Below are 25,171 nucleotides of genomic sequence, written 5' to 3'. Positions count from 1 at the left end.
ATAACATAATATATTAATATTTAAAATTTTAAGGAGGAGTCTTTTTAACATGACCTTAATGGCAGGAAACATTTTAGAAGGAACAGTGGTAAACATCACAAACTTTGGTGCATTTGTCGAAGTGGAGGGAAAAACAGGATTAGTTCATATCTCAGAAGTAGCTGATTCTTTTGTAAAGGACATCAGGTTGCATCTTAAAGAGCAGGATAAAGTAAAGGTAAAAGTCATCTCTATAGATGATAATGGCAAAATAAGTCTTTCAATAAAACAAGCAAATATTAGAAAGAAATCTGTAAAGCCTGCAGAGTTTGATTGGAATTCTGATAAAAAAGCAAACAATGCCAATAACTTTGAAGATATAATGTCTAGATTTTTGAAAGAAAGCGAAGAAAAGCTTCAAGATGTTAAAAAACACCAAGATCTTAAGGGTGGAAAAGGATATAGCAAAAGAAATTTTGGCTAAGTTTAAAGCTTAAATTTATGGTATATTAAGCCTCTTATGTTTCATAAGAGGCTATTATAAAACTAAATTAAAGGGCAATATTGCAGTGCCCAATAATATCCATAAAATATTTATATAAAAATTAGTTGACAGTATAGTAAACATGTTTTATAATAAAACTTGTCGTCAGAGATGGTGATTATGCTGAAGTGGCGGAACAGGCAGACGCACAGGACTTAAAATCCTGCGGTGCTAAAACACCGTACCGGTTCGATTCCGGTCTTCAGCACCAACAATATCGCGGGGTGGAGCAGCTGGTAGCTCGTCGGGCTCATAACCCGAAGGTCATAGGTTCAAGTCCTATCCCCGCAACCATAAAAATTATATATTTGGCGGAATAGCTCAGCTGGCTAGAGCATTCGGTTCATACCCGAAGGGTCGTAGGTTCAAGTCCTATTTCCGCTACCATACATGCTGAAGTGGCGGAACAGGCAGACGCACAGGACTTAAAATCCTGCGGTGCTAAAACACCGTACCGGTTCGATTCCGGTCTTCAGCACCAATAATGTCGCGGGGTGGAGCAGCTGGTAGCTCGTCGGGCTCATAACCCGAAGGTCATAGGTTCAAGTCCTATCCCCGCAACCATTTATTTATAGACTAATTTTAAATTATAAAAGAGTAATTTACCCAATATCGCGGGATGGAGCAGCTGGTAGCTCGTCGGGCTCATAACCCGAAGGTCATAGGTTCAAGTCCTATTTCCGCAACCATTATTCTTAAACTAATTGAAAATTATGGCGGAATAGCTCAGCTGGCTAGAGCATTCGGTTCATACCCGAAGTGTCGTAGGTTCAAGTCCTATTTCCGCTACCAGAGTAAAAAAGATGCTTAGGCATCTTTTTTTAATTTAGAATTTAAAATGAAGGAGGAAACTCGGGGAGTTTCTTTAATTATCCCCTTAGGGGGCTTTTTTAATTGTTAATTTGTAATTTTGCATGGAAGAGCTTTTTCTTAGAGAGCGTCAGAAAACTATTGAAATTTAAAAAAGACCATGATTATAAGCTGAAGCTTATAATCATGGTCTTTTTGTACTGAGCTTAAGAGTTCTGATAAAGTTTTGAGGAGAACTCAAATAATGTTTTAAAAGGAAAGCACCAGTTCACGAGAAAGTTTCTTGATGATGCTGTCCATATCTTTGTAGGCTTTGTGCAGGGCTTCGTCTTTTCCTATGGAAGACATATCTACGCCTTCTATGAGTATTTTCTCAAATTTGTTTATGCCTAAGAATTTGAATATATCATGAAAATAATCTACACCGTGATCAAATTTAGATGAAAAAATTTTAGGATATACTCCACCAGAGGATTGAATATAAACCATATTTCTCTCTTTACTATCCAATAAGCCTTTAACTTCTTCAGGGGATATTTTTATGGTTTTATTGTTTATGATTATGCAATCAATATATCTTTTAAGTCTTGAAGGATAACTTATACTCCACATAAGAACTGCAAATACATAGGTATCAGCCTTAAGAAACTGGTCGCATAGGGAGTTTACTATATCTATTTGCTTCTTTTCATTTTCTGATAGTGCATCGTAGGCTGCACCAGATACCAGCTCCGCTCTTCCTGAGAAAAGTTTATGGTTAAGTTCAGGAATCTCTGAATTATAAAGGTCTAACTCTTCTAAAGTATAGTCTTCATTGGCTTCTAAAAATCTGTTAACAAACTCTCTGCCGGCAGTTTTGCTAGTAGACTCTTCTTCGGGTTTTGAATTTACAGTTATGTATAATAATTTTTTCATTTTATATCACCTCCATAAATCTTATTATTTGCACAAATAATTAACTTATACAGGCTAAATAGAACACATTCCGTGGATATAAAATTATATATTGTGGATAAATGACTAATAACATAATTAGTAGTATATCTTGTAAAATAAAATACATTAAATTTTTTATTACAAAAAGTTATCTCCATAAAATCAAGGTTTTTTTTACATAACGACAATAAATAAGTTACCCACAAAATACGAAAAGTTATCCACAAAATACCATTGAATACAGTTAAAGCAATAAAAGCTTTTGTGGATAATTTCCAATACAGTCTTTTTATTACTTATAAGTTTTTGAATTTATTGGCATTTAAAGCGGTAAAAGTATAAAAATATAGTGCATCATGTCCATTAAAAAATAAATAAAAGCAGATATATTTACATATATTCCCATGCATAATTGATATAATTAATTTACTTTCAGTTTTAGTAATAATATAGGGGGTAAAGAAATGCAATACGGAATTGAATTAGGAACTTATAAAAGAGCAAGAAATAAGGAAAAGGAGCAAAGGATAGAAAGAAGCACTGCGCCTTATAGAATAATAGGTTATATGTTGTTTTCATTGCTCATAAGCAGGGTAATGCTAATAAATAGCAGCGCGCCTTTTGGACTAGCATTTCTTTGTGCCATAGTAATGTGCAAAGATATAAAGCATTCCTTCTTTGCTGGGGTGGGTGCTCTTATTGGGTATATTACTTTAATAAATAGCATAGAAGGGTTGTCTATATATCTTTTATTGGTTATTTCCATTACTGGGTGCTCGTATATAATGAAAAACATTTCAAGAAATAAAAGGTTTATACTTTTAATTTCTATCATATTATTTGAAAATATACTATTTAATCTTTTGGTAAATCATTATAGCCTAGTTGTAAATTTAACACAGTCATTAATACAAACGGTGATAATACTACCTATATACTTTATTTTTAAATATGCAGTTAGCTGCTTTGAAGAAATTAATACCAAACATCTATTTAACAATGAAGAAATTATCAGTATGGCCATACTTATATCCATTGCTGTATCGGGACTTTGGGGCTTGGCTGTTTTTGATATAAGCATAAGAAATATTATAGCTTTAACTGTAGTGGTAATGATGGCTTATGTAAATGGAAGTTCTATAGGAGCCGCAGCTGGTGTGGCTGCAGGAGTTATTATAGGCATTTCTTCAAATAATATGAACATATATGTAAGTGTTTATGGAGTATGTGGATTAATAGCAGGATTATTTAGAGAAACAGGCAAGTATTTAACATGTTTAGCTTATATGATTTTATTCGTTATATTGAAGCTGTATTCTAATTTAGGTAATGATTTTAAAATAATTGAAGGAATAATAACTTCTGTATTATTTCTAATTATTCCACAAAGGATATATTCTGCTATTTCTTTTGAAATAGATTGGGAAAAGAAACAAAATTTAATGAATGAATCACATTTAGCAAAGGTTAAAGAAGTTTTAACGGATAGACTTAAAAGCTTTAATGATATACTTTATTCTATGTCTAATATTTTAAACGGTTTTATGGACAATGAGAAGCTCCTAATGAAGGGGAAAAGTAGTGGTATTATTGAAAATTTAGCTGATAGGGTATGTAGCAGCTGTGACATGAGAAATATATGTTGGAAAAGAGAATTACACTATACCTATAGTGCCTTTTCAGAGCTTATTGAAAATTTTCATGATAAAAGTTACGTTATTCCCCAGGAGATTAATAAAAAATGCATAAAGAGAACCGCATTAACTAAAGAGGCAGAGAATATTGTAAACAACCATATAATAGATGAAATGTGGAGAAGTCGCTTAGTAGAGGGGCGAAAAATGCTCTCTTCTCAAATAACTGGCATGTCAGATACCCTTTCTGAAATAGTAAAGGATTTTAACTCAGAAGTAGTATTTAACCACGATATTGAGAAGCTTCTTATAAAGACTTTAAGTAAAGCTCAAGTAAAATATTCAGATATATTTTGTTATTGCGATAAAAAAGGAAGGTTAAATATAAAAATCACCATGGAAGCTTGCAGTGGTGGACAACCCTGTGTTAAACAATTACTACCAATTATTAACGAAGCAGTAAATAAAACTATGTGTATAAGTGGAGAAGGTTGTTTGATAAATGCTGAAACAAATAAATGCAGTGTAGTATTTGAAGAAACCCCTAAATTTCATGTGGCTACCTACGCTGCTACTGCATGTAAAACTGGTGAAAGCTATATTGGTGATAGTTATAGCTTCGGAAGGATGCGGGATGGAAATCATATTACCATTATAAGCGATGGCATGGGCTCTGGAGCAGAAGCTGGCAAGGATAGTAAAGCGGCTGTAGAGCTTATAGAAAAGTTTGAAGAGGCTGGGTTTAATAGTATTACAGCTATTAACACCGTTAATTCTATTATTAGTATGAGGTTTGATGAAGAAGAAAAATTTTCGACTTTGGACTTAAATAGCATAGATCTTTATAGTGGAGATTCAGTTTTTATGAAGGTGGGGGCTGCTGCAAGCTTTATAAAAAGAGGAAATAAATTAGAGATAATAAATTCAAAAACTTTACCCATAGGGGTTTTAGATAAGCCAGATGTGGACATAATTGAAAAGAAACTAAAAAATGGGGATATAGTTATATCTATTAGTGATGGTATTTTAGATGTTAACAGTAAAAGTGCAGTTAGCAATGATTGGATATGTAGCTTTCTTAAAGAGACTAAATGTGCTAACCCCAAGGAGCTTGTGGTTGAAATATTAGATAAAGCAAAAGAGCTATCAGGGGGAAAGCCTAAGGATGATATGACCATACTGGTGTCTAAGGTGTATGGAATATACTAATATTTGTTCAACAATAAATCCGGTGTTTTATAAAAATACCGGATTTATTGTTGAGATGTAATTTTAACTTTATATTACTTATAGTTTTATGCTATTATCTTTTTGTAATAGGCTATTAAATTTAGATAGTTTAACGAATATTTATAATTAAATTATTTTAGTGTAGAAAATACAATTTATTATGTTATAATAATATAATTAAAAATTAATGATATTTATAAAGTTTCAAATTCTTATAGATGGATGTGTTGCATTTTGGTTGATAAGGCTCTTAGTTATATAAACGAACATTCCATGCTGAAATCAGGAGAAAAGGTCCTGGTAGCTTTGTCAGGAGGGCCTGATTCTGTTTGTCTTATTCATATCCTTTATAATCTTCAAGAGAAGTTAAATATACAATGTTTTGCAGCTCATTTAAATCATTGCCTTAGAGGAGAAGAAGCAGATAAAGATGAAGCTTATTCAGAAGAGCTATGCAGAAGATTAAACATTCCTTTTTTTTCTAAAAGAGTGGATATTAATGCCCTGGCTGCAAAGAGAGGAATTTCTGTAGAAATGGCAGGAAGAGAAGCTAGGTATGAATTTTTTGATGAAATAAAAAATAAGTATCAAATTCATAAGATTGCTGTAGCTCACAACGCAAATGATCAGGCGGAAACTATATTAATGAGGTTCATGAGAGGCACTGGAAGTGAAGGCCTTAGAGGGATAAAACCTATAAGGGAAGGGATATTTATTAGACCTATACTCTGTTTAAGCCGTGAGGAAATAGAGGAGTATTGCAGAATTAATAATTTAAACCCAAGGATAGATAAAACTAATTTAGAAGATATATATTATAGAAATAAAATAAGACTTCAGTTATTACCCTACATAGAAGAAAATTTTAATTCCAATATTATATCTACACTTAATAGATTAGCTTATCTTATTGATTCTGATAATGATTATATTCAAGAACAGGTGGACATAAATTATAATATATTTTGTAATGCTAATGAGGAAGGGCTTTTAATACATAAGGATGCCTTCAAACTTCACAAAGCTATACTTAGTAGGCTTATAAGAAAAGCTTACAATGAATTTTCAGGAATACATTCTAACTTTCAAAAGGTTCATGTGGATGATATTATATTTTTGCAGAAGCAAGGTACTGGAAGAAGTATAAACCTTCCAGGGGGAATATGTGCTGAAAATAGATATTATGATATATATTTTTTTAAAAAGGATTCTAAAGGAGAATTAGTTTTTAATGAAAAGTATATAATAGAAAACATTAATGATATTAAAAGTAAACTTTATGAAGGATTTAATATTTATTTACAGGATTTTAGACTTAATTTAAACATTAAGCGCTTGGAGTTAAAGCCATCATTAAATTTAAAAACAAATAATACTACAAAATACTTTGATTTAGATAAAATTAAAGGTAGTATATTATTAAGGAACAGAAAAGCAGGAGACAGGTTTTCACCACTAGGTATGAAAGGAAGTAAAAAGTTAAAGGATCTTTTTATAGATTTAAAAGTTCCTCAAGATAAAAGAAATGACATTCCTTTACTATGCTTTGATGATGATATAGCTTGGATAATAGGTTACAATATAAGCGATAAATATAAAGTAGATAAAAATACAAAAAATATACTACAAATAAAACTTGAAAGCGAGGCATTTTTTGAATGAGGGAAGATTTTAAGGAGATACTTTTTACTGAGGAGCAAATTTTATCTAAGGTTAAAGAGTTAGCAAAACAAATAAGCGATGATTATAAAGACAAGGATTTAGTGGTAGTAGGGGTTTTAAAAGGCTCAGTAGTTTTTACCTCCGATCTTATAAAGTATATAGATATTCCTTGTGTACTTGATTTTATGGCGGTATCCTCTTATGGAACTTCCACTGAAAGTTCAGGTATTGTAAAAATAATAAAGGATTTAGATTATGATATTGAGGGCAAGGATTTATTAATTGTAGAAGATATAGTGGATACAGGAAACACATTAAAATATCTACTAAAGTATTTAAAAGCTAGAAAAGCTAACAGTGTAGCTATAGTGTCACTACTTAGTAAACCATCTAGAAGAAAGTTGGCAGTAGATATTAAATACTTAGGTTTTAATGTGCCTGATAAGTTTATTGTAGGCTATGGTATTGACTATGCTGAGAAGTACCGTAATGCCCCATTTATAGGGGTTTTAAAAGAAGAAATTTATAAATAATTAATATTATTTATTGTTGTAATGGATATACCTATATGGTAGAATTTTATAGTAACTAGAAAGAGGGGGGGCCCAAATATGAAAAAATTTTCAAGCGTGACGGCCTGGATTGTAGTTTTGGTAATGGTTGTTTTGGCAGCCTTTGTTCTGGTTGAAGGTGGTAAAGGTAGTAATACCATCCCTTTCAATGAATTCCAGCAAAAGTGGCAAAACAATGAAATAAAGAGTATACAGGTTAAAGAAGATAAGATGATGGTAGAAGGTACCCTAGTAAACGGGAATAGTTTCAGTACTAATGTTATCCCTGAAAGATTTATTCAGTTTATTGGACAGAATCCTAAGACAGAGGTTAAAGAGGTATATGTTCCTCCAACCAGTGTTCCAGCTTGGGTTCAACTTATACCTACAGTATTGCTTATAGTTATGCTTTTAGCATTCTGGTTTTTATTTATGCAACAGTCCCAAGGCGGGGGCGGAAATCGTGGTGTTATGAATTTTGGTAAAAGTCGTGCTAAAATGGCAACACCAGACAAGAAGAGAGTAACATTTAACGATGTAGCCGGAGCAGATGAAGAAAAAGCTGAACTGGTAGAAATTGTAGACTTTTTAAAACAACCTAAGAGATATATTGAAATGGGAGCTAGAATACCCAAAGGAGTACTTTTAGTAGGTCCTCCAGGAACGGGTAAAACCCTCCTTGCAAAAGCTATTGCAGGGGAAGCAGGAGTTCCATTTTTCACTATTTCAGGTTCTGACTTTGTTGAAATGTTTGTTGGAGTTGGAGCGTCTAGGGTTAGAGATCTTTTTGACCAAGCGAAAAAGAATTCTCCTTGCATAATTTTCATAGATGAAATTGATGCCGTGGGTAGACAAAGAGGAGCAGGTCTTGGAGGAGGTCATGATGAAAGAGAGCAAACTTTGAACCAATTACTTGTTGAAATGGATGGATTCGGAGTAAATGAAGGAATCATTATGATTGCTGCTACCAATAGACCAGATATACTAGACCCTGCTTTATTAAGACCAGGTAGGTTTGATAGGCAGATAGTAGTAGGAGCGCCAGATGTTAAAGGAAGAGAGGAAATATTAAAAGTTCATACTAGAAATAAACCTCTTGCTGGAGATGTTAATTTAAATATACTTGCAAAAAGAACACCAGGCTTTACTGGAGCTGATATAGAAAACTTAGCTAATGAAGCTGCTCTTTTATCTGTAAGAAGAGACAGAAAAGTTATTAGCATGGATGAAATGGAAGAAGCTATAACTCGTGTTATCGCTGGACCAGAGAAGAGAAGTAAGGTTATAAGCGATCATGATAAGAAGCTCACTGCATATCATGAGGCAGGTCATGCTGTAGTTATGAAGCTTTTACCAAACGCAGATCCTGTTCATCAAATAAGCATAATTCCAAGAGGTATGGCTGGTGGATACACTATGCATTTACCAAAGGAAGATAGATCTTACACTTCTAAATCCAAGCTTAAGGATGAAATGGTAGGACTTCTTGGCGGTAGAGTTGCTGAAAAGCTAATATTAGGAGATATAAGTACAGGAGCTAAAAATGACATAGATAGAGCAAGTCATATTGCTAGAGCTATGATTATGGAATATGGAATGAGTGATACACTTGGACCAATATCCTTTGGTTCTGATCAGAACGAGGTTTTCCTAGGAAGAGATCTAGGAAGAAACAGAAACTTCAGTGAAGAAATTGCTTCTAGAATAGACAATGAAGTTAAGAAACTCATAGATGATGCTTACAATCAAGCTGAGAATTTACTTACTGAGAATATATCAAAACTTCATGCAGTAGCTCAATCTCTACTGGAAAAAGAAAAAATTGAAGCTGAAGAGTTTGAAGAAATATTTGCAAATTCATAAAACGCCAAGTTTGGCGTTTTTTCTTTTTTAAAAATGATTGATTACATTCATAAAATTAATTTTGGTTAAAATATAAGAATTGTTTAATGCAATTAATTATTCTTATACTTTATTTTAAGCTATGTAAAGGATATAATGGTATTATAGTGAAATTTCTGAAAATATAAGGAGGTTATATGTATAGTGAATTAAAAGTTGGTTTGAAAACTGATATTATTCATAAAGTAAAACCAGAAGAAAGTGCTGAAGCATATGGGTCAGGTACTGTTCCAGTATATGCAACTCCAGCTTTAATAGCATTAATGGAAAGTATTTCTAAAGAATGTGTTGCCTCTTATCTTTCTAAGGAAGATACCACAGTGGGGATAGAAGTTAACATTAAACATTTAAAAGCTACACCCATTGGAATGAATGTAAGATGTGAAGCTGTGCTTATTCAGGTGAAGGGTAAAAAACTTATCTTTAAAGTGGATGCCTTTGATGAAGAGGGAAAGATCGGCGAAGGAACACACACTAGATACATAGTAAACTCGGAAGAATTTATTAAAAAGATATATAAAAATAATTAGTATTTAACAAACTATATATTAAATAATAAAAATTTAAGAGAGGTGTTTTATTTGAAAACAGATATTGAAATTGCTCAAAGCTCAAAAATGGAGCCTATATCAAAGATAGCTTTAAAACTTGGACTTAAAGAGGATGACATAGACTTTTATGGTAAATATAAATGTAAGATATCTCTAGATGTTACTGAAAGACTTAAAGATGAGAAGGATGGTAAATTAATTCTCGTTACGGCTATAAATCCAACTCCAGCAGGTGAAGGAAAATCCACCGTTACAGTGGGACTAGGCCAAGCTTTAAATAAGATTAATAAAAATGCTATTATAGCTTTAAGAGAGCCTTCATTAGGACCTGTATTTGGAGTAAAAGGTGGAGCAGCAGGAGGGGGTTACGCTCAAGTGGTTCCCATGGAAGATATAAACCTTCACTTTACTGGGGATATGCATGCTATTACAGCAGCTAATAACCTAATTTGCGCAGCTATAGATAACCACATCCATCAAGGAAATGCATTACGTATTGATGCCAGAAGAATAACCTTTAAAAGGGTTATGGATATGAATGATAGAGCGCTGAGAAACACCGTAGTGAGCTTAGGGGGAAAGCTTAATGGCTTCCCAAGAGAAGATGGTTTTATGATTACAGTAGCATCAGAAATCATGGCTATTTTATGTTTATCTCATGACCTTATGGATTTGAAAGAAAAAATAGGGGAAATAGTAATAGGTTACAACCTAGATGGAGATCCTGTGTATGCTAGAGAACTGAAGGTTAATGGTGCTGCAGCTTTACTTATGAAAGAAGCAATTAAGCCTAACTTGGTTCAAACTTTAGAAAATACTCCTGCTATTATACATGGAGGTCCTTTTGCCAACATAGCTCACGGTTGTAACAGCATTATTGCTACACAGATGGCATTAAAGCTTGGAGACTATGTAGTAACTGAAGCAGGCTTTGGTGCAGATTTAGGAGCTGAAAAATTCTTTGATATAAAATGCAGATATGGTAACCTTAAACCAAATTGCGTAGTTCTGGTGGCTACCATAAGAGCAATTAAACACCATGGTGGAATTACAAAGGATAAGCTTAATGAAAGTAACTTACTAGCGGTTCAAAAAGGTATACAAAACTTAGAAAAGCAAATTGAAAATGTTAAAAAATTTGGGGTGCCTGTGGTAGTTGCAGTAAATAAGTTTATCACAGACAGTGCTGAAGAAGTAGAATTCGTAGAAAAGTTCTGTGCTGAAAGAGGAGTAAAAGCTGTACTTACAGAAGTATGGGAAAAAGGTGGAGAAGGTGGAGTGCCACTTGCTAATGCAGTGGTAGATGTTATAGAAACAGAAACTTCTAAGTTTAATGTACTATATGATGACAAACTACCTCTTAAAGAAAAAATCCTAACCATAACCAAAGAAGTTTATGGTGGTAGAGGAGTAAATTATACACCTCAAGCAGAAAAACAAATAGCAGAATTAGAAAAGCTAGGCCTTGATAAAAAGCCTATATGCATGGCCAAAACTCAATACTCACTTTCTGATAACCCTAAGCTTCTAGGAAAACCTGAAAACTTTGAAATAACTGTAAAAGAATTAAGAGTTTCTAATGGAGCTGGCTTCGTGGTTGTACTAACAGGTGACATTATGACCATGCCAGGTCTTCCAAAGGTACCATCAGCAGAAAAAATAGATATTCTCCCCAACGGAGAAATCGTAGGCTTGTTCTAATTAGATTTACTTAGTGAATAAAAAGATGATTCCTATACTGAATAGGAGTCATCTTTTTATATTTTGTTAATATCTATAAATATGGTACCAAGGATACTTCTTGTATTTAATAGACATGACATTTGTAGGTTTATTTAAAATTTATAAATATAACGCCAGTGACGTGACAAGCTTTAAGTTTATTACGTAGTATTAATTAGATTACTGTGTTTAACTTTATTATGCTAATGAGCTTGTTTCTGGAGGAGGATCAAAATGAAAAAAACATTTACTATAGCTTTTATTTTAATATTTTTTCTTATAGGCATTACTCTATTTATTCCAAATAAAAATTATTTTAAATCGGGATTGGGAATAGTTAAAAATGAAACTGAAAAAATATTTAAAAAAGGAGCTAAGGTTCCTGAAGAATACTCAAAAGCGGATAAAAATAAAAATGGAATACCAGATCCTATAGATATGGTTCAAGCTGCAAGAAAAGAAGTGGAAAATGAGACTGTATATGTGAGCAATTATTATACAGGGGGATATCCGCCTGACAGCGAAGGAGTGTGCACTGATGTTATATGGAGAGCTTTTAATGGTATGAACGTAAATCTTAAGAATTTAATAGATGAGGATATTAAAAAGAATACAAGTCTCTACCCTAGAGTTAACGGTAAACCTGATCCAAATATTGATTTTAGAAGAGTACCTAATCAGGATGTTTTTTTAAATAGACATGCAATAAGCCTCGCCACAGAGGTTAAACCTTGGGATGTAGAAAACTTAAAGCAATGGCAACCTGGAGATATAATAGTAATCTTAAAACCTTATGAACATGTGGGAATAATATCAGATAAAAGAGATAGTGATGGAGTGCCTTATTTAATACATAACTCCACTCCTCACGCTAAGGAAGTAAAACTTAGCTGGATTACAGATTCAACTCCGTTAAAAGCGCATTATCGATGGAAATATTGATCTGTGTAAAAGTTTACCATTACCCCAGGGGCGCTCCCTTTTTATGGGAGCACCCCTGGGGTGATTCCATTTTATAGGGTTTTGAAGAGTTATCCTTCAATTAAGTGAAAAGTGAATGTTTTCTTGCAGATTCGTATACATAGCTGCATAAGTATGTTATGATAAAAGGGGTAATATTTTACATTAAGTTAATTGATGTTATTATTTCTAACAAAAGTTATTTATTATAATTTTCAAATAATAATTTTTGTTTTTGTTTATTTTATTTATATTTATTTATATTTATTTATATAAAATGTATAAGGAGGCTTAACATGGACAGAGTTGAGGAGCTTCTCCAGAGAAAAAGTGAGATTTTAATTGGAGGAGGTAAGGATAGTCTAAATATGCAGCATAACCTTAATAAGCTTACTGCAAGAGAAAGAATTGAACAGCTTGTAGATGAGAATTCATTTATTGAAATAGGTGGATTTATAGGGAAAAATTCTGCCGGATGTATAACTGGTTATGGTACGGTGCAAGGGAGGCTTGTATATGTTGTTTCTCAAGATTACAGCGTTAAAGGAGGGGCAATTAATGGGCATAATACAAGAAAGACGGTAAATATTTTGAGGATGGCCCTAAAAATGGGTGCACCAGTAATTCAGATATTTGATTCTGTAGGAATTGATACCTCAGAAGATTTGGAGGCGCTAAGATATTATGGTGAGCTAATAAAGGAAAATTCAAAGTTATCAGGGGTGGTTCCTAATATAGGAGTAATAGCAGGTCCATGCACTGGAACTTTAGCTATATTAGCATCTATGTGCGATTTTACCATTCTTTCAGAAAAATCTGGAGAGTTTTATGTAAACGATACACTAAAATTAGCTAACACCAGCGGTAAGTTTGTAGAGTATAAAAATTATGCTTCTCCTGAATTTAGTTCTCAAAATGGAAGCATAAAATTAACCTCTGAAGATGATAAAGATGCAATGATAATGGTTAGAAAGCTTCTAAGTTATATACCTTCCAATAATCTAGGGTTTCCTCCTAGAGACCACATAGGAGAAGAGGCTGTTTCTCCTATATTCGATAATATGGTTAAGACAGATAGTATCAATGTAGAGGAGATTATTAGAGAACTAGGAGATTTAGATAGCTTTATTGAATTGGGTAAGAACTTTGGTGATAGTGTTACTATAGCATTTATAAAGATAAATGGATTGAATACAGGAATATTAGGTTTAAACAAGAAAAATACACCATTAAATATAAAGGCCATAGAGAAAGTAACAGGGTTTATTAAAATATGTGATAGTTTTAATATTCCATTGATTACTGTAGCAAAGGATATAACTAGCTTTGGAGTAAATGCTGAAGAAGAAAAAGCAGGGCTGGCATTAAGCTTATCTAAGTTATTATATACCCTTTCAGAGGCTGTAATACCTAAGGTTTCCCTTTTAGTAGGGAAAACACAAGGAACAGGATATATTACCTTTTGCAGCAAGGAAAGTGCCTGTGATATGGTATTGGCTTGGCCAACAGCTTCTATAACCTTGGCAAGCTCTGAGGCTAAAGAAACTGAATCTATATATAAAGCCGCTGAAGTGGGATTAATTGATGATATTATTATACCTTCAGAAAGCAAAGGAAGACTGTATATGGCCTTAGACATGCTTTCTACTAAGAGAGAAATTAAATATCCTAAAAAGCATGGCAGCACTCTTATATAGGAGGAGAAATTCATGAAAATTTTACAAGAAGGTTTGGCAGTTACCCTATTTGCTATGGCGATTGTATTTATGGTGCTCACGGTTTTATTATTACTTATTAAGCTTCAAACTTATATTTTTTCTAAGATTGAAGAGGTAAATAAAAAACAAGAACACCATGAAAAAGCTATAGAAATCACTAATAATATGGGCTTGGAAAAGAATAAAGATGCAGCTATAGAAACTCAAAAAAATGTTCAAAAGGATATATACAATAATGAAGAAATCGTGGCGGCTATTATGGCTGCATTAAGCATATATACTGAAGATGATAAAGTGCAATTTAAGATAAGAAGCATTAGGCGAGTAGAAGAAGATACTAACTGGGCAAAAGCTAACTTGTTATAAAAATTCCTTATTAATATGTAAAGGATTATGTTTTAAAATTAATGTTTTGGAGGTTTATTTATGAAGAGATACTATGTAACCGTAAATGGAAATAGATACGAAGTAGAGGTGGAAGAAGTAAGAGGGGAGTTTCCACCAGCAGCAATTACATCAGAAAAAGCAGTTCATAAAGAACACATGGAAGAGTTTAAGGAAGTAGCAGAGACAACTGCTAAGGCACCGGTTATGGAAGAGCCTAAAGCAGAGGCGAAGAAAGCTGCTTTAGAAGTCAAAGGAGAAAAAATAACATGTCCCATGCCTGGAACTATATTTAATATAGCTGTAAATGAGGGGCAACAAGTTAAGAAAGGTGATGTTATTTTAGTCCTTGAAGCTATGAAGATGGAAAATGAAATTATGAGCCCTAAAGACGGAAAAGTAGCTGAAATTGCAGTTGCTAAAGGACAGCAGATGAACACAGGAGACCTACTTGCTATTATAGAATAGATTAGGGGGAACATTATAATGAATTTCATGGAATCGCTAACGGAATTATGGCAGACTTCAGGTTTTGCCGCTTTGAACATAAAGTATGCAATAATGATAATAATATCATGTGTACTGATATACCTAGCTATAGTTAAGGAGTTTGAACCTTTATTACTTTTACCTATAGCTTTCGGAATGCTTTTAACCAATCTTCCTCTAACAGGGATAATGGAAGAGGGGGGACTTCTTTTTAATATTTATAAAGGTGTTAAATTAGGAATTTACCCACCTTTAATATTTCTAGGCATTGGTGCTATGACGGATTTTGGACCATTATTAGCTAATCCTTCTAGTTTACTTTTAGGTGCAGCTGCGCAGATAGGGATATTCTTTACCTTTATATGTGCACTACTTTTAGGGTTTATACCTAAGGAAGCAGCATCTATTGGAATTATAGGAGGGGCTGACGGACCAACAGCAATATATCTAACCAGTAAGTTAGCACCAGAACTTCTAGGGCCTATTGCTGTGGCGGCTTATTCCTATATGGCTTTAGTACCTTTAATCCAGCCACCGATTATGAGGGCCTTAACTACAGAAAAAGAAAGAAAAATTAAAATGGGTGGGTTAAGAACCGTAAGCAAAAAAGAAAAAATAGTATTTCCTATTGTAGTTTCAATATTAGTAATACTTTTACTTCCTTCTGTAGCTCCGTTAATAGGTATGCTAATGCTAGGTAATCTATTTAAGGAAAGCGGAGTGGTGGGAAGGCTTACAGATACTGCTCAAAATGCATTAATAAATATAGTAACTATATTTTTAGGGGTAAGTGTGGGTGCTACTGCCAATGCAGATATATTTTTAAGACCTCAAACTTTGAAAATTGTAGCATTAGGAGTAATTGCCTTCTCTATTAGTACGGCAGGAGGAGTTCTTTTGGCCAAGCTACTAAATAAAATTACTGGGGGTAAGATAAACCCTCTAATAGGTTCTTCAGGAGTATCAGCAGTGCCTATGGCCGCGAGGGTTTCACAGGTGGAAGGTCAAAAGGCTGATCCAAGTAACTATCTTCTTATGCATGCTATGGGACCCAATGTAGCAGGGGTCATTGGATCTGCTGTGGCAGCTGGAGTACTTTTATCTCTGTTTAAATAAAATTATTTATATATTTAAGTATATTTTAATAAAAGGGGTATAGTAATTTAGAGAACAATTATAAGCTAAATCCAGGTATTTCTTACATTATATAAGTAATCCTTGACAACTGATTAAAAATTGTTAAAATTAAATTGTTAAAATTCATACAGAGGATATGTTACACCATGTAATATATCCTCTGTATATTATTATAAATTCATAGATACAGGCTTTAAATACTCATGATTTAAATTAATTATAAAGTGGCAGCTTATAAGCTGCTTTTAATTATGTTAACTGGAGGATTAGAAATGATATTACTTGTTGATGTTGGAAATACCAATATTGTATTAGGACTTTACAACAATGGAGAATACATAAATAGGTGGAGATTATCCACAGATGCTAATAAAACTTCTGATGAGTATTCCATTCATATCATGCAACTATTTAATCAGAACCATATAGAAGTTGATGAGGTGGAAGGTATAATTATATCTTCTGTAGTACCTAATATAATGCATTCTTTAGAAAACATGATAGAAAAATGTTTTAAGAAGAAACCATTAACTGTAGGACCAGGGATAAAAACAGGAATAAATATAAAATATGATAATCCTAAAGAAGTGGGAGCAGATAGAATAGTAAATGCTGTAGCTGCTCACGAAAAATATAAAAGGTCCTTGATTATTTTAGATTTTGGAACAGCTACTACCTTTTGCGCAGTAACTAAGAACGGAAACTATCTTGGTGGAAATATTTGCCCTGGTATAAAGATATCCTCTGATGCTTTGTTTGAAAGAGCTGCTAAGCTTCCAAGGGTAGAGTTAGAAAAGCCTGGTAGCTTAATATGTAAAAGTACAGTAACCAGCATGCAGGCAGGAATTATTTATGGATATACGGGGCTTGTAGAATATATAATAAACAGGATGAAAAAGGAAATGATTGATTTAGGTGAAGAAGAGCCATATGTAGTGGCTACTGGTGGACTTGCAAATTTAATTGCAGAGGATACGGATACTATTGATGAAGTAGCACCACTTCTAACATTGGAAGGATTAAAAATAATATACGAAAAAAATAAGGAGTAATACTTCCTATGAAGATATCTACTTTAAACTTTGAAAACAACGTATTTCTAGCTCCTATGGCAGGAGTAACAGATATAGCTTTTAGAGAAATATGTAAAGAAATGGGCTGCGGGCTGGTTTATACAGAAATGGTAAGTGCAAAAGCATTGTATTATGGTAGTGAAAATACAGAGACTCTCCTTAGAATTTCTCAGAAAGAAAAACCAGTAGCAGTTCAGATTTTTGGAAGAGAGCCGAAGATTATGGCAGAGGTAGTGGAAAAGCATTTTAATAATCATGAAGATATTTGTATTATTGATATAAATATGGGTTGTCCTGCCCCTAAAATAGTTAAAAATGGTGAAGGGTCCGCTTTAATGACAGAACCAACGCTTGCGGCCTTAATTGTTTCAGAAATTAAAAAGGTATGTAAAAAACCCTTAACTGTTAAGTTTAGAAAGGGTTTTTCAAAAGATTCCGTCACTGCTGTGGAGTTTGCTAAAGTTATGGAAGGTGCTGGAGCAGATGCCATAACGGTACATGGAAGAACTAGAGAGCAGATGTATGAAGGTAAGGCGGACTGGGATATAATTGCGAAGGTTAAAGAGGCTGTGAGTATACCTGTTATTGGCAATGGAGATATTTTTTCTGCAGAAGATGCTTTAAAGATTACTGAATTAACTCATTGTGATGGAGTAATGATAGCAAGAGGAAGTCAAGGTAACCCTTGGATATTTAAGCAGATAGAAGCTGCTTTAAAGGCACAGGAAGTAAAAATTCCAACACCTTATGAAAAGGTGGATATGTGCCTAAAGCATTATGAGTTAGCTTTACATTATAATGGTGAAGATAAAGCAGTGAGAGAAATGAGAAAGCATATAGCGTGGTACATAAAAGGAATTAAAAACTGCACAGATATTAAAAATGCTATAAATTTAGAAAAATCTTCATACAAAGCTATAGAAATTTTAAAAGAGTATAAGCAGGAATTAAAATAATAGCATTTTAATTTATATTATTATAAAGTCTCAGTAATTTTACACACCATGGTGGAATAGAATAGGGTATAAATAAGATTTCACCTGTAAATATTAAAGTTTAAAGCTTATGAGATTTTATATGTGTAATAATAACATTTATTTACAGTTGAATATTTAGCTTGATTTAAATAAATTTAATGATAAAATATTGAATTTGTAAAGGATAAATTGACAACCAGTGTATACTGCATTATAATATTTAAAATATTGAAGTAGATAATAATAAAATGGATTTATTCTATTTTTTATAAATATTAAATATCGTAGATTTAAAGGGGAGAATAAAATGAGTGAAGTTAAAAAGTATATTATGACATATGAAGGGGTTAAAAAATTAGAGGAAGAATTAGAATATCTTAAAACAGTAAAAAGAAAAGAAATTACTGAAAAGATTAAAGTGGCATTAGGCTACGGCGACCTCAGTGAAAACTCTGAATATGACGAAGCGAAAAATGAACAGGCATTTACAGAAGGCAGAATTATTCAATTAGAAAATTTATTAAAAAATGCTGAAGTAGTAGATGAAAGCGATATATCCACAGATGTGGTTTCTGTAGGCTCTATAGTTAAGGTTAAAGACTTTGAATTTGATGAAGAAGTAGAGTATACTATTGTTGGTTCTGCAGAAGCAGATCCCATGGAATACAAAATATCTCATGAATCTCCTGTAGGTTCATCTTTAATGCGTAAAAAAGTAGGAGATGTAGTAGAAGTTGTAGTTCCAGAAGGAATTAATAAGTTCGAAATACTTGGAATAAGAAGAGATTAATATATAAATGGAGGGTTTGTTTCATGGCTAATGAGGAAAATAATATTCACCAACTGGAAGAACAATACAATGAACAAGAGAGATTAAGAAGAGAAAAGCTTCTTTCTCTTCAGCAAGCAGATAAAGATCCTTTTGACGTATATAAGGTGGAAAGAAGTCATACATCTTTACAGGTTAAGGATAACTTTGAAGAGCTTGAAGGTAAGATTGTTACTGCTGCTGGAAGACTTATGTCTAAGAGAGTGCAGGGAAAAGCAGGTTTTGCTGATATCCATGATAGAGATGGTAAAATCCAACTTTTTGTTCAAATCAACAATATTGGAGAAGAGAAGCTTAAAGAATTCAAAACCTTAGATTTAGGTGATTGGATTGCAGTAACCGGCGAAGTATTTAAAACAAAAACTGGTGAAATATCAATTAAGATTAATAACTATGATCTTATATGTAAATCATTAAAGCCCCTTCCAGAAAAATGGCATGGATTAAAAGATCCAGATTTAAGATATAGACAAAGAGAAGTAGACATTATAACTAATCCAGAAGTAAAAGAAACCTTTTTGAAAAGGGTAAAGATTATTAAATCTATAAGAGAGTTCCTAGATAATAGAGGATACTTAGAAGTAGAAACTCCGATATTATCTCCTATAGCTGGTGGTGCTGCTGCAAGACCTTTTGTAACTCACCATAATGCATTAGATATAGATATGTATCTTAGAATAGCTACAGAACTTTACTTAAAAAGACTTATAGTAGCTGGATTTGAAAAAGTTTATGATATGGGTAAAAACTTCAGAAATGAAGGTGTATCTGTAAGACATAACCCTGAATTTACTATGATAGAATTATATGAAGCTTACGCTGATTACAATGATATGATGGAAATTACAGAAAATCTTGTTGCCTTTGCCTGTGAAAAGGTAAATGGTACTACTAAGGTTAGCTATCAAGGAACTGAGATAGATTTTGCACCACCATGGAGAAGAATAACCATGGCAGATGCAGTAAAAGAATATGCTGGCATAGACTTTAATGAAGTGAAAACTCATGAAGAAGCTCAATCCATTGCAAAGGAAAAGCATCTTCAGTTTAAAAAAGAATTAAAAAATGTTACTAAAGGCGATGTGCTTAATGCCTTATTTGAAGAGTATGCTGAAGAACATATGATACAGCCAACCTTCATTATGGATTATCCTGTGGAGATATCTCCTCTTACAAAGAAAAAGAGAGGAAATGCAGAATTTACAGAAAGATTCGAAGGCTTTGTATATGGGAGAGAAATATGTAACGCTTACTCAGAACTAAATGATCCAATAGTTCAAAGGGAAAGATTTGAACAGCAGGCGAAGGAAAGAGAACTAGGGGATGATGAAGCTTACATGATAGATGAAGAGTTCATGAGTGCCCTAGAAACCGGTATGCCTCCAACTGGAGGACTAGGAATAGGTATAGATAGAATTATAATGTTCCTTACAGATTCTGCTTCTATAAGAGATGTTATACTATTCCCAACTATGAAACCTCAAAATTAAGATAAATGGCAGCCATATGAATTATTAGTTATTAAAAAAGCGCTAATAACTAATAATTCATATGGCTGCCACTATTTATTTATATAATATACTATTAAAACCTGAACCAAGATAATCATAGGAATACCATACTTAAAATACAAGTGTTTGGTTTTATGATGACATATAATCATACCTAAGTAAGTTCCTAGAGAGCCTAAAAGAAGAGATACTATAAAGAATCTTTTTTCTGGCACCCTCCAAAGTTTTTTTATAGAACGTTGCTTATCTAGATACATTATGATAAAACCATAAATATTTATGAAAAATAAATATAATAATAAATAATATAAATTCATGTTTAACCACCTTTCTAGTGTTATTATATATTTTTGTAAAAGGTAAATCTATTATAAAAATATATAAATCTATAGATTTATATATTTTTATAAAATTTAAACTATATTTATAAAAAGCTTGATTAAATAGATTTATAAAAATATTAAAAAGTACTTGAAACCATGAAAATTTTTGCTATAATAATAATGTAATATACATTCCGCGGTAGCTCAATGGTGGAGCACTCGGCTGTTAACCGATAGGTTGGAGGTTCGAGCCCTCTCCGCGGAGCCATATTTATTTTTTAATAGTATAGCGCAGATAAAAGTGATACATTATGTATTACTTTTTTTTATTTTTTAATAGTAATATTCTTTAATTTTAACAGGTAATATAAGCAGAAATAATAAAAGTTTTAGTTTATCTTTGAATCAAGTGATTCTTAGCTTCAGATGGAGTTTGCTTAAGAGGAAGACTTACTTCAGCTGAAGCTTAGAAGAACTTATCCAGGAGCTTAGCGCCCCTTATCCCGCCACTTGAAGAAGTGGGGGTATTAGGGGCGGTTAGCTATCGGATAAAGGATAAGATTTTAGAATATAGTAATTATTTATAGAAACCTATTTACATTGATATATATATGGTGTAAAATTACACTGTAAATATATGGAGGAGAGATAAGATGAAAAAAGAAGAATTTATAAATATGGTAGATGAAAAGTTAAAGCTAATAAGGAATGAAAAAGGATATACACAAGATAAAATGGCAGAAGTTTTAGGAATATCTAAAAAGACACTAGTACAAGCAGAAAAAAGGAGAAGCAGCCTGGGATGGGCCCATGCAGTAGCCCTATGCACTATTTTTAAGGATAGTGAGGTGCTTCAAATGACTTTTGGTGGAGATCCACAGGATATCATTTTAACCTTAGCTTTTGATGGCTATGAAGTAGGTAGCCATAAAACCATGGGAGGAAGGATATGGTGGAAAGATATTACCAAAATGGGGAATTATCAAGTGCAAAAAAATATAATTTCTAAATATTATAGAATATTAGATGAAGAAGATAGAAGAATGGTATCTTCCTTTGAAGAAGAATATATATATGACAGATTAAAGGAGCTGAATCAAGATAAATGAAAAAGCTAAAAGGTGTATTTTCCATACTTTTTATACAAATGGTCACCAGCGTATTTTTTGCTATTTGCACCAATGCCCTTATTAATGGACTGGGAAGTAAAGAATATGATAGACTTATTAATAATAGGGTTTCTATGCTTTGGATAATGCTTTTTAATATAATAACTGTTTTATTAGTATATGCTGCATTTATTTATGTTTTTAAACCCATGATAACAAGAAAGCAGTTTAATTTTGGCGTTAGTGTTTTTATAATATTAAATCTTTTATTATCAGCATTAACTATTGTTACCATAACTGCATTAAAAATTGATGCAGGACAAATATTTGTAATACTATTAGAGCTTATTAACATCACAGCTTCTTCCATTGCTAATTTTGCGGATATTAATGGACTTTATGGAACCCTTGCAGTATATGCATTATTTTCACCTATAGCCATTTATCTCATATCAAAAATATTAACCTTTAGAAATTTTAGTGAATAACGCAGAACTTTGTTTCTAACCCATTCTATAGGGTTAGATTTTTTTTGCATCAATGTGCATATTATTCCCCTAATTTCTATTGACATTGCTTTCCAAGTAAGCTTATAATGATAGTGTACTAAGTGTACTATTAAACATAGTACACTTAGTACACTATTTTATATTATACACCGAGGGGTGATATTATTGATTACCATAGATGCAAGAAGCAGTAGCCCTATATATGAACAAATTGTTCAAGGTATGAAAGAGAATATTTTAAAAGGAATTCTGTTACCAGGTGATAAATTACCTTCAGTAAGAGAGTTAGCATCCATGATAATGACAAATCCTAATACTGTAAGTAAAGCTTACGGAGAATTGGAAAGACAAAAGGTCATTGAAACCATAAGGGGGAAAGGAACCTTTGTTTCACAGTCTTATAGACCAAGGATTGAGGAGGATAGAATGAATAAGCTGAAAGAAGATTTAAAGAAGATCATTTTAGAGGCCTATTATATGGGAGTAGATAAAGAAAAAATCGTTGAAATTATGGATGAATTTTATACTGAACTAAATGTGGATAAGGGGAAAAATGTTAATGCGGAACTGCAAGGTAATAAGGAGGTGTAGAGGTATGATAGAGATTAAGGGCTTTAGTAAAAACTTTGATGATAAAAGGGTTCTAAATAACATTAATATATCAGTTCCAAAGGGGAGTATATTTGGACTTATAGGCCCTAATGGAGCAGGTAAAACTACACTTATTAAAGCATTAACAGGTATATATTATGGAGATAAAGGCGAGATTTTTATAGATGGGCAAAATGTATACGAAAATGTTGATATTAAAAGTAAAATTGGGTATGTAGCTGATGAGAATAATTTTTTATCTTCCTACAGGGTAAAAGATATAATTAAGTTTTATCAATATTCTTATAAAGAATTTAATTTAGAGAGATTTAGGGAGTTAAATAAAATATTTAAGCTGCCTCAAAAATCTTATGTTTTTAGATTTTCTAAAGGCATGAAGATGAGGCTTTCTATAATGCTTAATCTATGCATTATGCCAGAGGTATTAATATTGGATGAACCTACTTCAGGTCTTGATCCGGTAATAAAGAGAAAGTTTATGAATCTTCTCCTTGATGAAGTAGCTGAAAGACAAACTACAGTATTTATATCTTCCCATAACCTAAGCGACTTAGAAAGAATATGCGATGGTGTGGCTATTATAAACCAAGGAGAGGTTAAATATTCTAATTCTATTGAGAATATGAAAAATAAGATTAAGAAACTTCAGGTAGCCTTTATAGCTGATGCACCTGAGGATATAGATAAATGGGAAGAAATCATAAAAGTAAATAAAGTGGGAAGAGTGTACCACCTCATTACCAAGGATTATAACGAAGAGCTCATGGATAAGCTTAAAAAGTTAAGAGTTCACTTTATAGAAGAGTTGGACTTAAGTTTGGAAGACATGTTTCTTTATACTCTAGGGGAGGAGGATTATTATGAAGAAGTACTTTAACAAAGCTGTTTTATATGAGCAATGGAGAATATCAAAGTGGTTTATAATTATGTGGTTTTTATATATTTTTTCTGCCCTTTGGAATAATATAACTATTTTAAACTATGTTAGTGAAAAAATGATAAACCGTAACTTTAATTTAAAAGTTAGTTTTATTAATGTAGACGCCTATTTAATATTTATTTTTGGATTTGTACTTATACAAGTTTTTATGGCTTTTGGTTTTAACAAGAATACTACTGTAAGTTTCCTTATTTCCAAACCAATTACAAAACCCCAGATGTTTTTAACAAAGATATTAGTTATCGTATCAAGTTATTTTCTTGCAACAGCAGGGGCTATACTAGTACACTTTTTATTTACTATTCCGTATATAAAAATTATACCATCAATAGCTCCTAATTATTACTCTTATATACTTTATAATGGATTATTAAGCTTAGTACACGTAACCTTACTTTCATGTTTTTTCATGTTTGTACAAACTTTATATGGAAATAGTAAATTTGCTGTAGTAGCATCTGTGGGAATCCCTTTATATTTACCAACATTAATGGGTACTCTAAAAGTTGTGCTTAGTGAAAAATTAAAATATACAAGAAGCTTTTTAGAATATATAGGTACTATAGCAAATGGAACATCCTATAAAAATATAACAAGATTCAATGATTATACACAAGTTAGAACATCGTTATGGAATATTATTACCCCCACGGTAAATCAAGGCACCTATAATTATAACGGTATAAAAGACACTATGATATTTGTTGTAGCTGGCATTATAATTTCAGCCTTACTTTTAAAACTTATAACTATAACATCTAGAAATATGAGGCTAGAAAATGCACAAAACTTATTTGCATATAAAGAGGTAGGAGTGGTAACCAAAGCAGCATTGGCATTTCCTTTTGCCTTGGTAGCTCCTTTTGCAGTATTATTTATAATTACCGCTATTATTGAAGGACTAGGAATGAATCTTTTTCTAAATTTAGGGATAAGAGAAAGCAACATGATGGTACTTATATTAAACATTATTGGCTTTTTATTAATAGCTCCAATTTATAAGTTTCTAGGAAAATTAATAAAAAGATTTGATTTGTAAAATTTAAGAAAAGTTTAAGGTTTTATTTAATACTTAATAA

At 32.4% G+C, this 25,171-nt stretch carries 23 protein-coding genes and 8 tRNA genes; 29 read left to right on the top strand and 2 right to left on the bottom strand.

The features are described from left to right. Window positions 1-49 precede the first annotated feature (49 nt). From BUA82_RS15100 to BUA82_RS15065, 8 genes are all read left to right on the top strand, one after another. On the top strand, window positions 50-463 hold the full coding sequence (locus BUA82_RS15100; RefSeq protein WP_073010048.1) for a S1 domain-containing RNA-binding protein: 414 nt from the start codon (window positions 50-52) through the stop codon (window positions 461-463). A gap of 182 nt (window positions 464-645) precedes the next feature. Further along, window positions 646-734, top strand: a tRNA-Leu gene (locus BUA82_RS15095). A gap of 7 nt (window positions 735-741) precedes the next feature. Continuing rightward, window positions 742-817: transfer RNA gene (locus BUA82_RS15090), tRNA-Met, on the top strand. A 16-nt stretch (window positions 818-833) separates the two neighbouring features. Continuing rightward, window positions 834-910: transfer RNA gene (locus BUA82_RS15085), tRNA-Met, on the top strand. 5 nt (window positions 911-915) lie between these two features. Further along, a tRNA-Leu gene (locus BUA82_RS15080) sits at window positions 916-1,004 on the top strand. A gap of 7 nt (window positions 1,005-1,011) precedes the next feature. Then, a tRNA-Met gene (locus tag BUA82_RS15075) sits at window positions 1,012-1,087 on the top strand. Window positions 1,088-1,136: 49 nt separating this feature from the next. Further along, a tRNA-Met gene (locus BUA82_RS15070) sits at window positions 1,137-1,212 on the top strand. A gap of 26 nt (window positions 1,213-1,238) precedes the next feature. Then, window positions 1,239-1,315: transfer RNA gene (locus tag BUA82_RS15065), tRNA-Met, on the top strand. Between the two features lie 267 nt (window positions 1,316-1,582). Here BUA82_RS15065 and BUA82_RS15060 read toward each other — a convergent pair. After that, window positions 1,583-2,248 carry an FMN-dependent NADH-azoreductase gene (locus BUA82_RS15060; protein ID WP_073010045.1) on the bottom strand — a complete coding sequence of 222 codons (666 nt, stop codon included), beginning with the start codon at window positions 2,246-2,248 and terminating at the stop codon, window positions 1,583-1,585. Between the two features lie 485 nt (window positions 2,249-2,733). On the opposite strand from BUA82_RS15060, the gene spoIIE reads away from it, so the two are divergent. The 15 genes from spoIIE to lysS all read left to right on the top strand — a co-directional run bounded on the left by spoIIE (window position 2,734) and on the right by lysS (window position 20,578). Then, window positions 2,734-5,112, top strand: coding sequence for a stage II sporulation protein E (spoIIE, locus tag BUA82_RS15055; RefSeq protein ID WP_073010042.1), 2,379 nt, complete (start codon window positions 2,734-2,736; stop codon window positions 5,110-5,112). Between the two features lie 255 nt (window positions 5,113-5,367). Continuing rightward, on the top strand, window positions 5,368-6,795 hold the full coding sequence (tilS, locus tag BUA82_RS15050; RefSeq protein WP_242948987.1) for a tRNA lysidine(34) synthetase TilS: 1,428 nt from the start codon (window positions 5,368-5,370) through the stop codon (window positions 6,793-6,795). Beyond that, window positions 6,792-7,328, top strand: a complete 537-nt coding sequence (gene hpt, locus BUA82_RS15045; RefSeq protein ID WP_073010036.1) for a hypoxanthine phosphoribosyltransferase — start codon at window positions 6,792-6,794, stop codon at window positions 7,326-7,328. Before tilS ends, hpt begins: the two co-directional genes overlap by 4 nt. Window positions 7,329-7,406: 78 nt before the next feature. Next, window positions 7,407-9,209, top strand: a complete 1,803-nt coding sequence (gene ftsH / locus BUA82_RS15040; protein ID WP_073010032.1) for an ATP-dependent zinc metalloprotease FtsH — start codon at window positions 7,407-7,409, stop codon at window positions 9,207-9,209. 176 nt (window positions 9,210-9,385) lie between these two features. Continuing rightward, window positions 9,386-9,778 carry a thioesterase family protein gene (locus tag BUA82_RS15035; RefSeq protein WP_073010029.1) on the top strand — a complete coding sequence of 131 codons (393 nt, stop codon included), beginning with the start codon at window positions 9,386-9,388 and terminating at the stop codon, window positions 9,776-9,778. 51 nt (window positions 9,779-9,829) lie between these two features. Beyond that, a complete protein-coding gene (locus BUA82_RS15030) occupies window positions 9,830-11,500 on the top strand; it encodes a formate--tetrahydrofolate ligase (RefSeq protein WP_073010027.1) in 1,671 nt (556 codons plus the stop codon). Window positions 11,501-11,755: 255 nt separating this feature from the next. Next, the gene (locus tag BUA82_RS15025; RefSeq protein WP_073010024.1) at window positions 11,756-12,463 is read left to right on the top strand and encodes a DUF1287 domain-containing protein; all 708 of its coding nucleotides are present in this window, start codon (window positions 11,756-11,758) and stop codon (window positions 12,461-12,463) included. A gap of 314 nt (window positions 12,464-12,777) precedes the next feature. Next, complete coding sequence (locus tag BUA82_RS15020) at window positions 12,778-14,178, top strand: carboxyl transferase domain-containing protein (protein ID WP_073010021.1); 1,401 nt, start codon at window positions 12,778-12,780, stop codon at window positions 14,176-14,178. Between the two features lie 12 nt (window positions 14,179-14,190). After that, on the top strand, window positions 14,191-14,565 hold the full coding sequence (locus BUA82_RS15015; protein WP_073010018.1) for an OadG family transporter subunit: 375 nt from the start codon (window positions 14,191-14,193) through the stop codon (window positions 14,563-14,565). Between the two features lie 60 nt (window positions 14,566-14,625). Then, entirely contained in the window at window positions 14,626-15,051 is a 426-nt protein-coding gene (locus BUA82_RS15010) for a DUF2118 domain-containing protein (RefSeq protein ID WP_073010015.1), read from the top strand. 18 nt (window positions 15,052-15,069) lie between these two features. Further along, window positions 15,070-16,188: a sodium ion-translocating decarboxylase subunit beta gene (locus tag BUA82_RS15005; RefSeq protein WP_073010010.1), complete on the top strand. Its 1,119-nt coding sequence runs from the start codon at window positions 15,070-15,072 to the stop codon at window positions 16,186-16,188. A 293-nt stretch (window positions 16,189-16,481) separates the two neighbouring features. Beyond that, entirely contained in the window at window positions 16,482-17,261 is a 780-nt protein-coding gene (locus BUA82_RS15000; protein WP_073010007.1) for a type III pantothenate kinase, read from the top strand. A gap of 8 nt (window positions 17,262-17,269) precedes the next feature. After that, window positions 17,270-18,238 carry a tRNA dihydrouridine synthase DusB gene (dusB, locus tag BUA82_RS14995; protein WP_073010005.1) on the top strand — a complete coding sequence of 323 codons (969 nt, stop codon included), beginning with the start codon at window positions 17,270-17,272 and terminating at the stop codon, window positions 18,236-18,238. A gap of 328 nt (window positions 18,239-18,566) precedes the next feature. After that, complete coding sequence (greA, locus tag BUA82_RS14990) at window positions 18,567-19,049, top strand: transcription elongation factor GreA (protein WP_073010002.1); 483 nt, start codon at window positions 18,567-18,569, stop codon at window positions 19,047-19,049. 23 nt (window positions 19,050-19,072) lie between these two features. Beyond that, window positions 19,073-20,578 carry a lysine--tRNA ligase gene (gene lysS, locus BUA82_RS14985; protein ID WP_073009999.1) on the top strand — a complete coding sequence of 502 codons (1,506 nt, stop codon included), beginning with the start codon at window positions 19,073-19,075 and terminating at the stop codon, window positions 20,576-20,578. Between the two features lie 71 nt (window positions 20,579-20,649). Here lysS and BUA82_RS14980 read toward each other — a convergent pair whose 3' ends face one another. Continuing rightward, the gene (locus tag BUA82_RS14980) at window positions 20,650-20,916 is read right to left on the bottom strand and encodes a DUF1294 domain-containing protein (RefSeq protein ID WP_073009996.1); all 267 of its coding nucleotides are present in this window, start codon (window positions 20,914-20,916) and stop codon (window positions 20,650-20,652) included. A 199-nt stretch (window positions 20,917-21,115) separates the two neighbouring features. Here BUA82_RS14980 and BUA82_RS14975 point away from each other — a divergent pair. From BUA82_RS14975 to BUA82_RS14950, 6 genes are all read left to right on the top strand, one after another. Continuing rightward, window positions 21,116-21,190, top strand: a tRNA-Asn gene (locus tag BUA82_RS14975). Window positions 21,191-21,575: 385 nt separating this feature from the next. Continuing rightward, complete coding sequence (locus tag BUA82_RS14970) at window positions 21,576-22,031, top strand: helix-turn-helix transcriptional regulator (RefSeq protein ID WP_073009993.1); 456 nt, start codon at window positions 21,576-21,578, stop codon at window positions 22,029-22,031. Next, on the top strand, window positions 22,028-22,519 hold the full coding sequence (locus tag BUA82_RS14965) for a hypothetical protein (protein ID WP_073009990.1): 492 nt from the start codon (window positions 22,028-22,030) through the stop codon (window positions 22,517-22,519). The genes BUA82_RS14970 and BUA82_RS14965 overlap by 4 nt, the downstream gene beginning before the upstream one ends. Before the next feature lie 186 nt (window positions 22,520-22,705). After that, window positions 22,706-23,131, top strand: a complete 426-nt coding sequence (locus BUA82_RS14960; protein ID WP_073009987.1) for a GntR family transcriptional regulator — start codon at window positions 22,706-22,708, stop codon at window positions 23,129-23,131. 4 nt (window positions 23,132-23,135) lie between these two features. Then, window positions 23,136-24,029 (top strand): ABC transporter ATP-binding protein, encoded by an 894-nt coding sequence (locus BUA82_RS14955; protein ID WP_073009984.1) that lies wholly within the window; start codon window positions 23,136-23,138, stop codon window positions 24,027-24,029. After that, window positions 24,013-25,131: a hypothetical protein gene (locus BUA82_RS14950; protein WP_073009981.1), complete on the top strand. Its 1,119-nt coding sequence runs from the start codon at window positions 24,013-24,015 to the stop codon at window positions 25,129-25,131. Before BUA82_RS14955 ends, BUA82_RS14950 begins: the two co-directional genes overlap by 17 nt. Window positions 25,132-25,171 lie beyond the last annotated feature (40 nt).

It is taken from the genome of Clostridium amylolyticum, assembly GCF_900142075.1.
GTDB classification, from domain to species: Bacteria; Bacillota; Clostridia; order Clostridiales; family Clostridiaceae; genus Clostridium_AA; species Clostridium_AA amylolyticum.
Note: the sequence above shows the minus strand (reverse complement) of the source record. Positions and strands in the feature narration are given on the sequence as shown.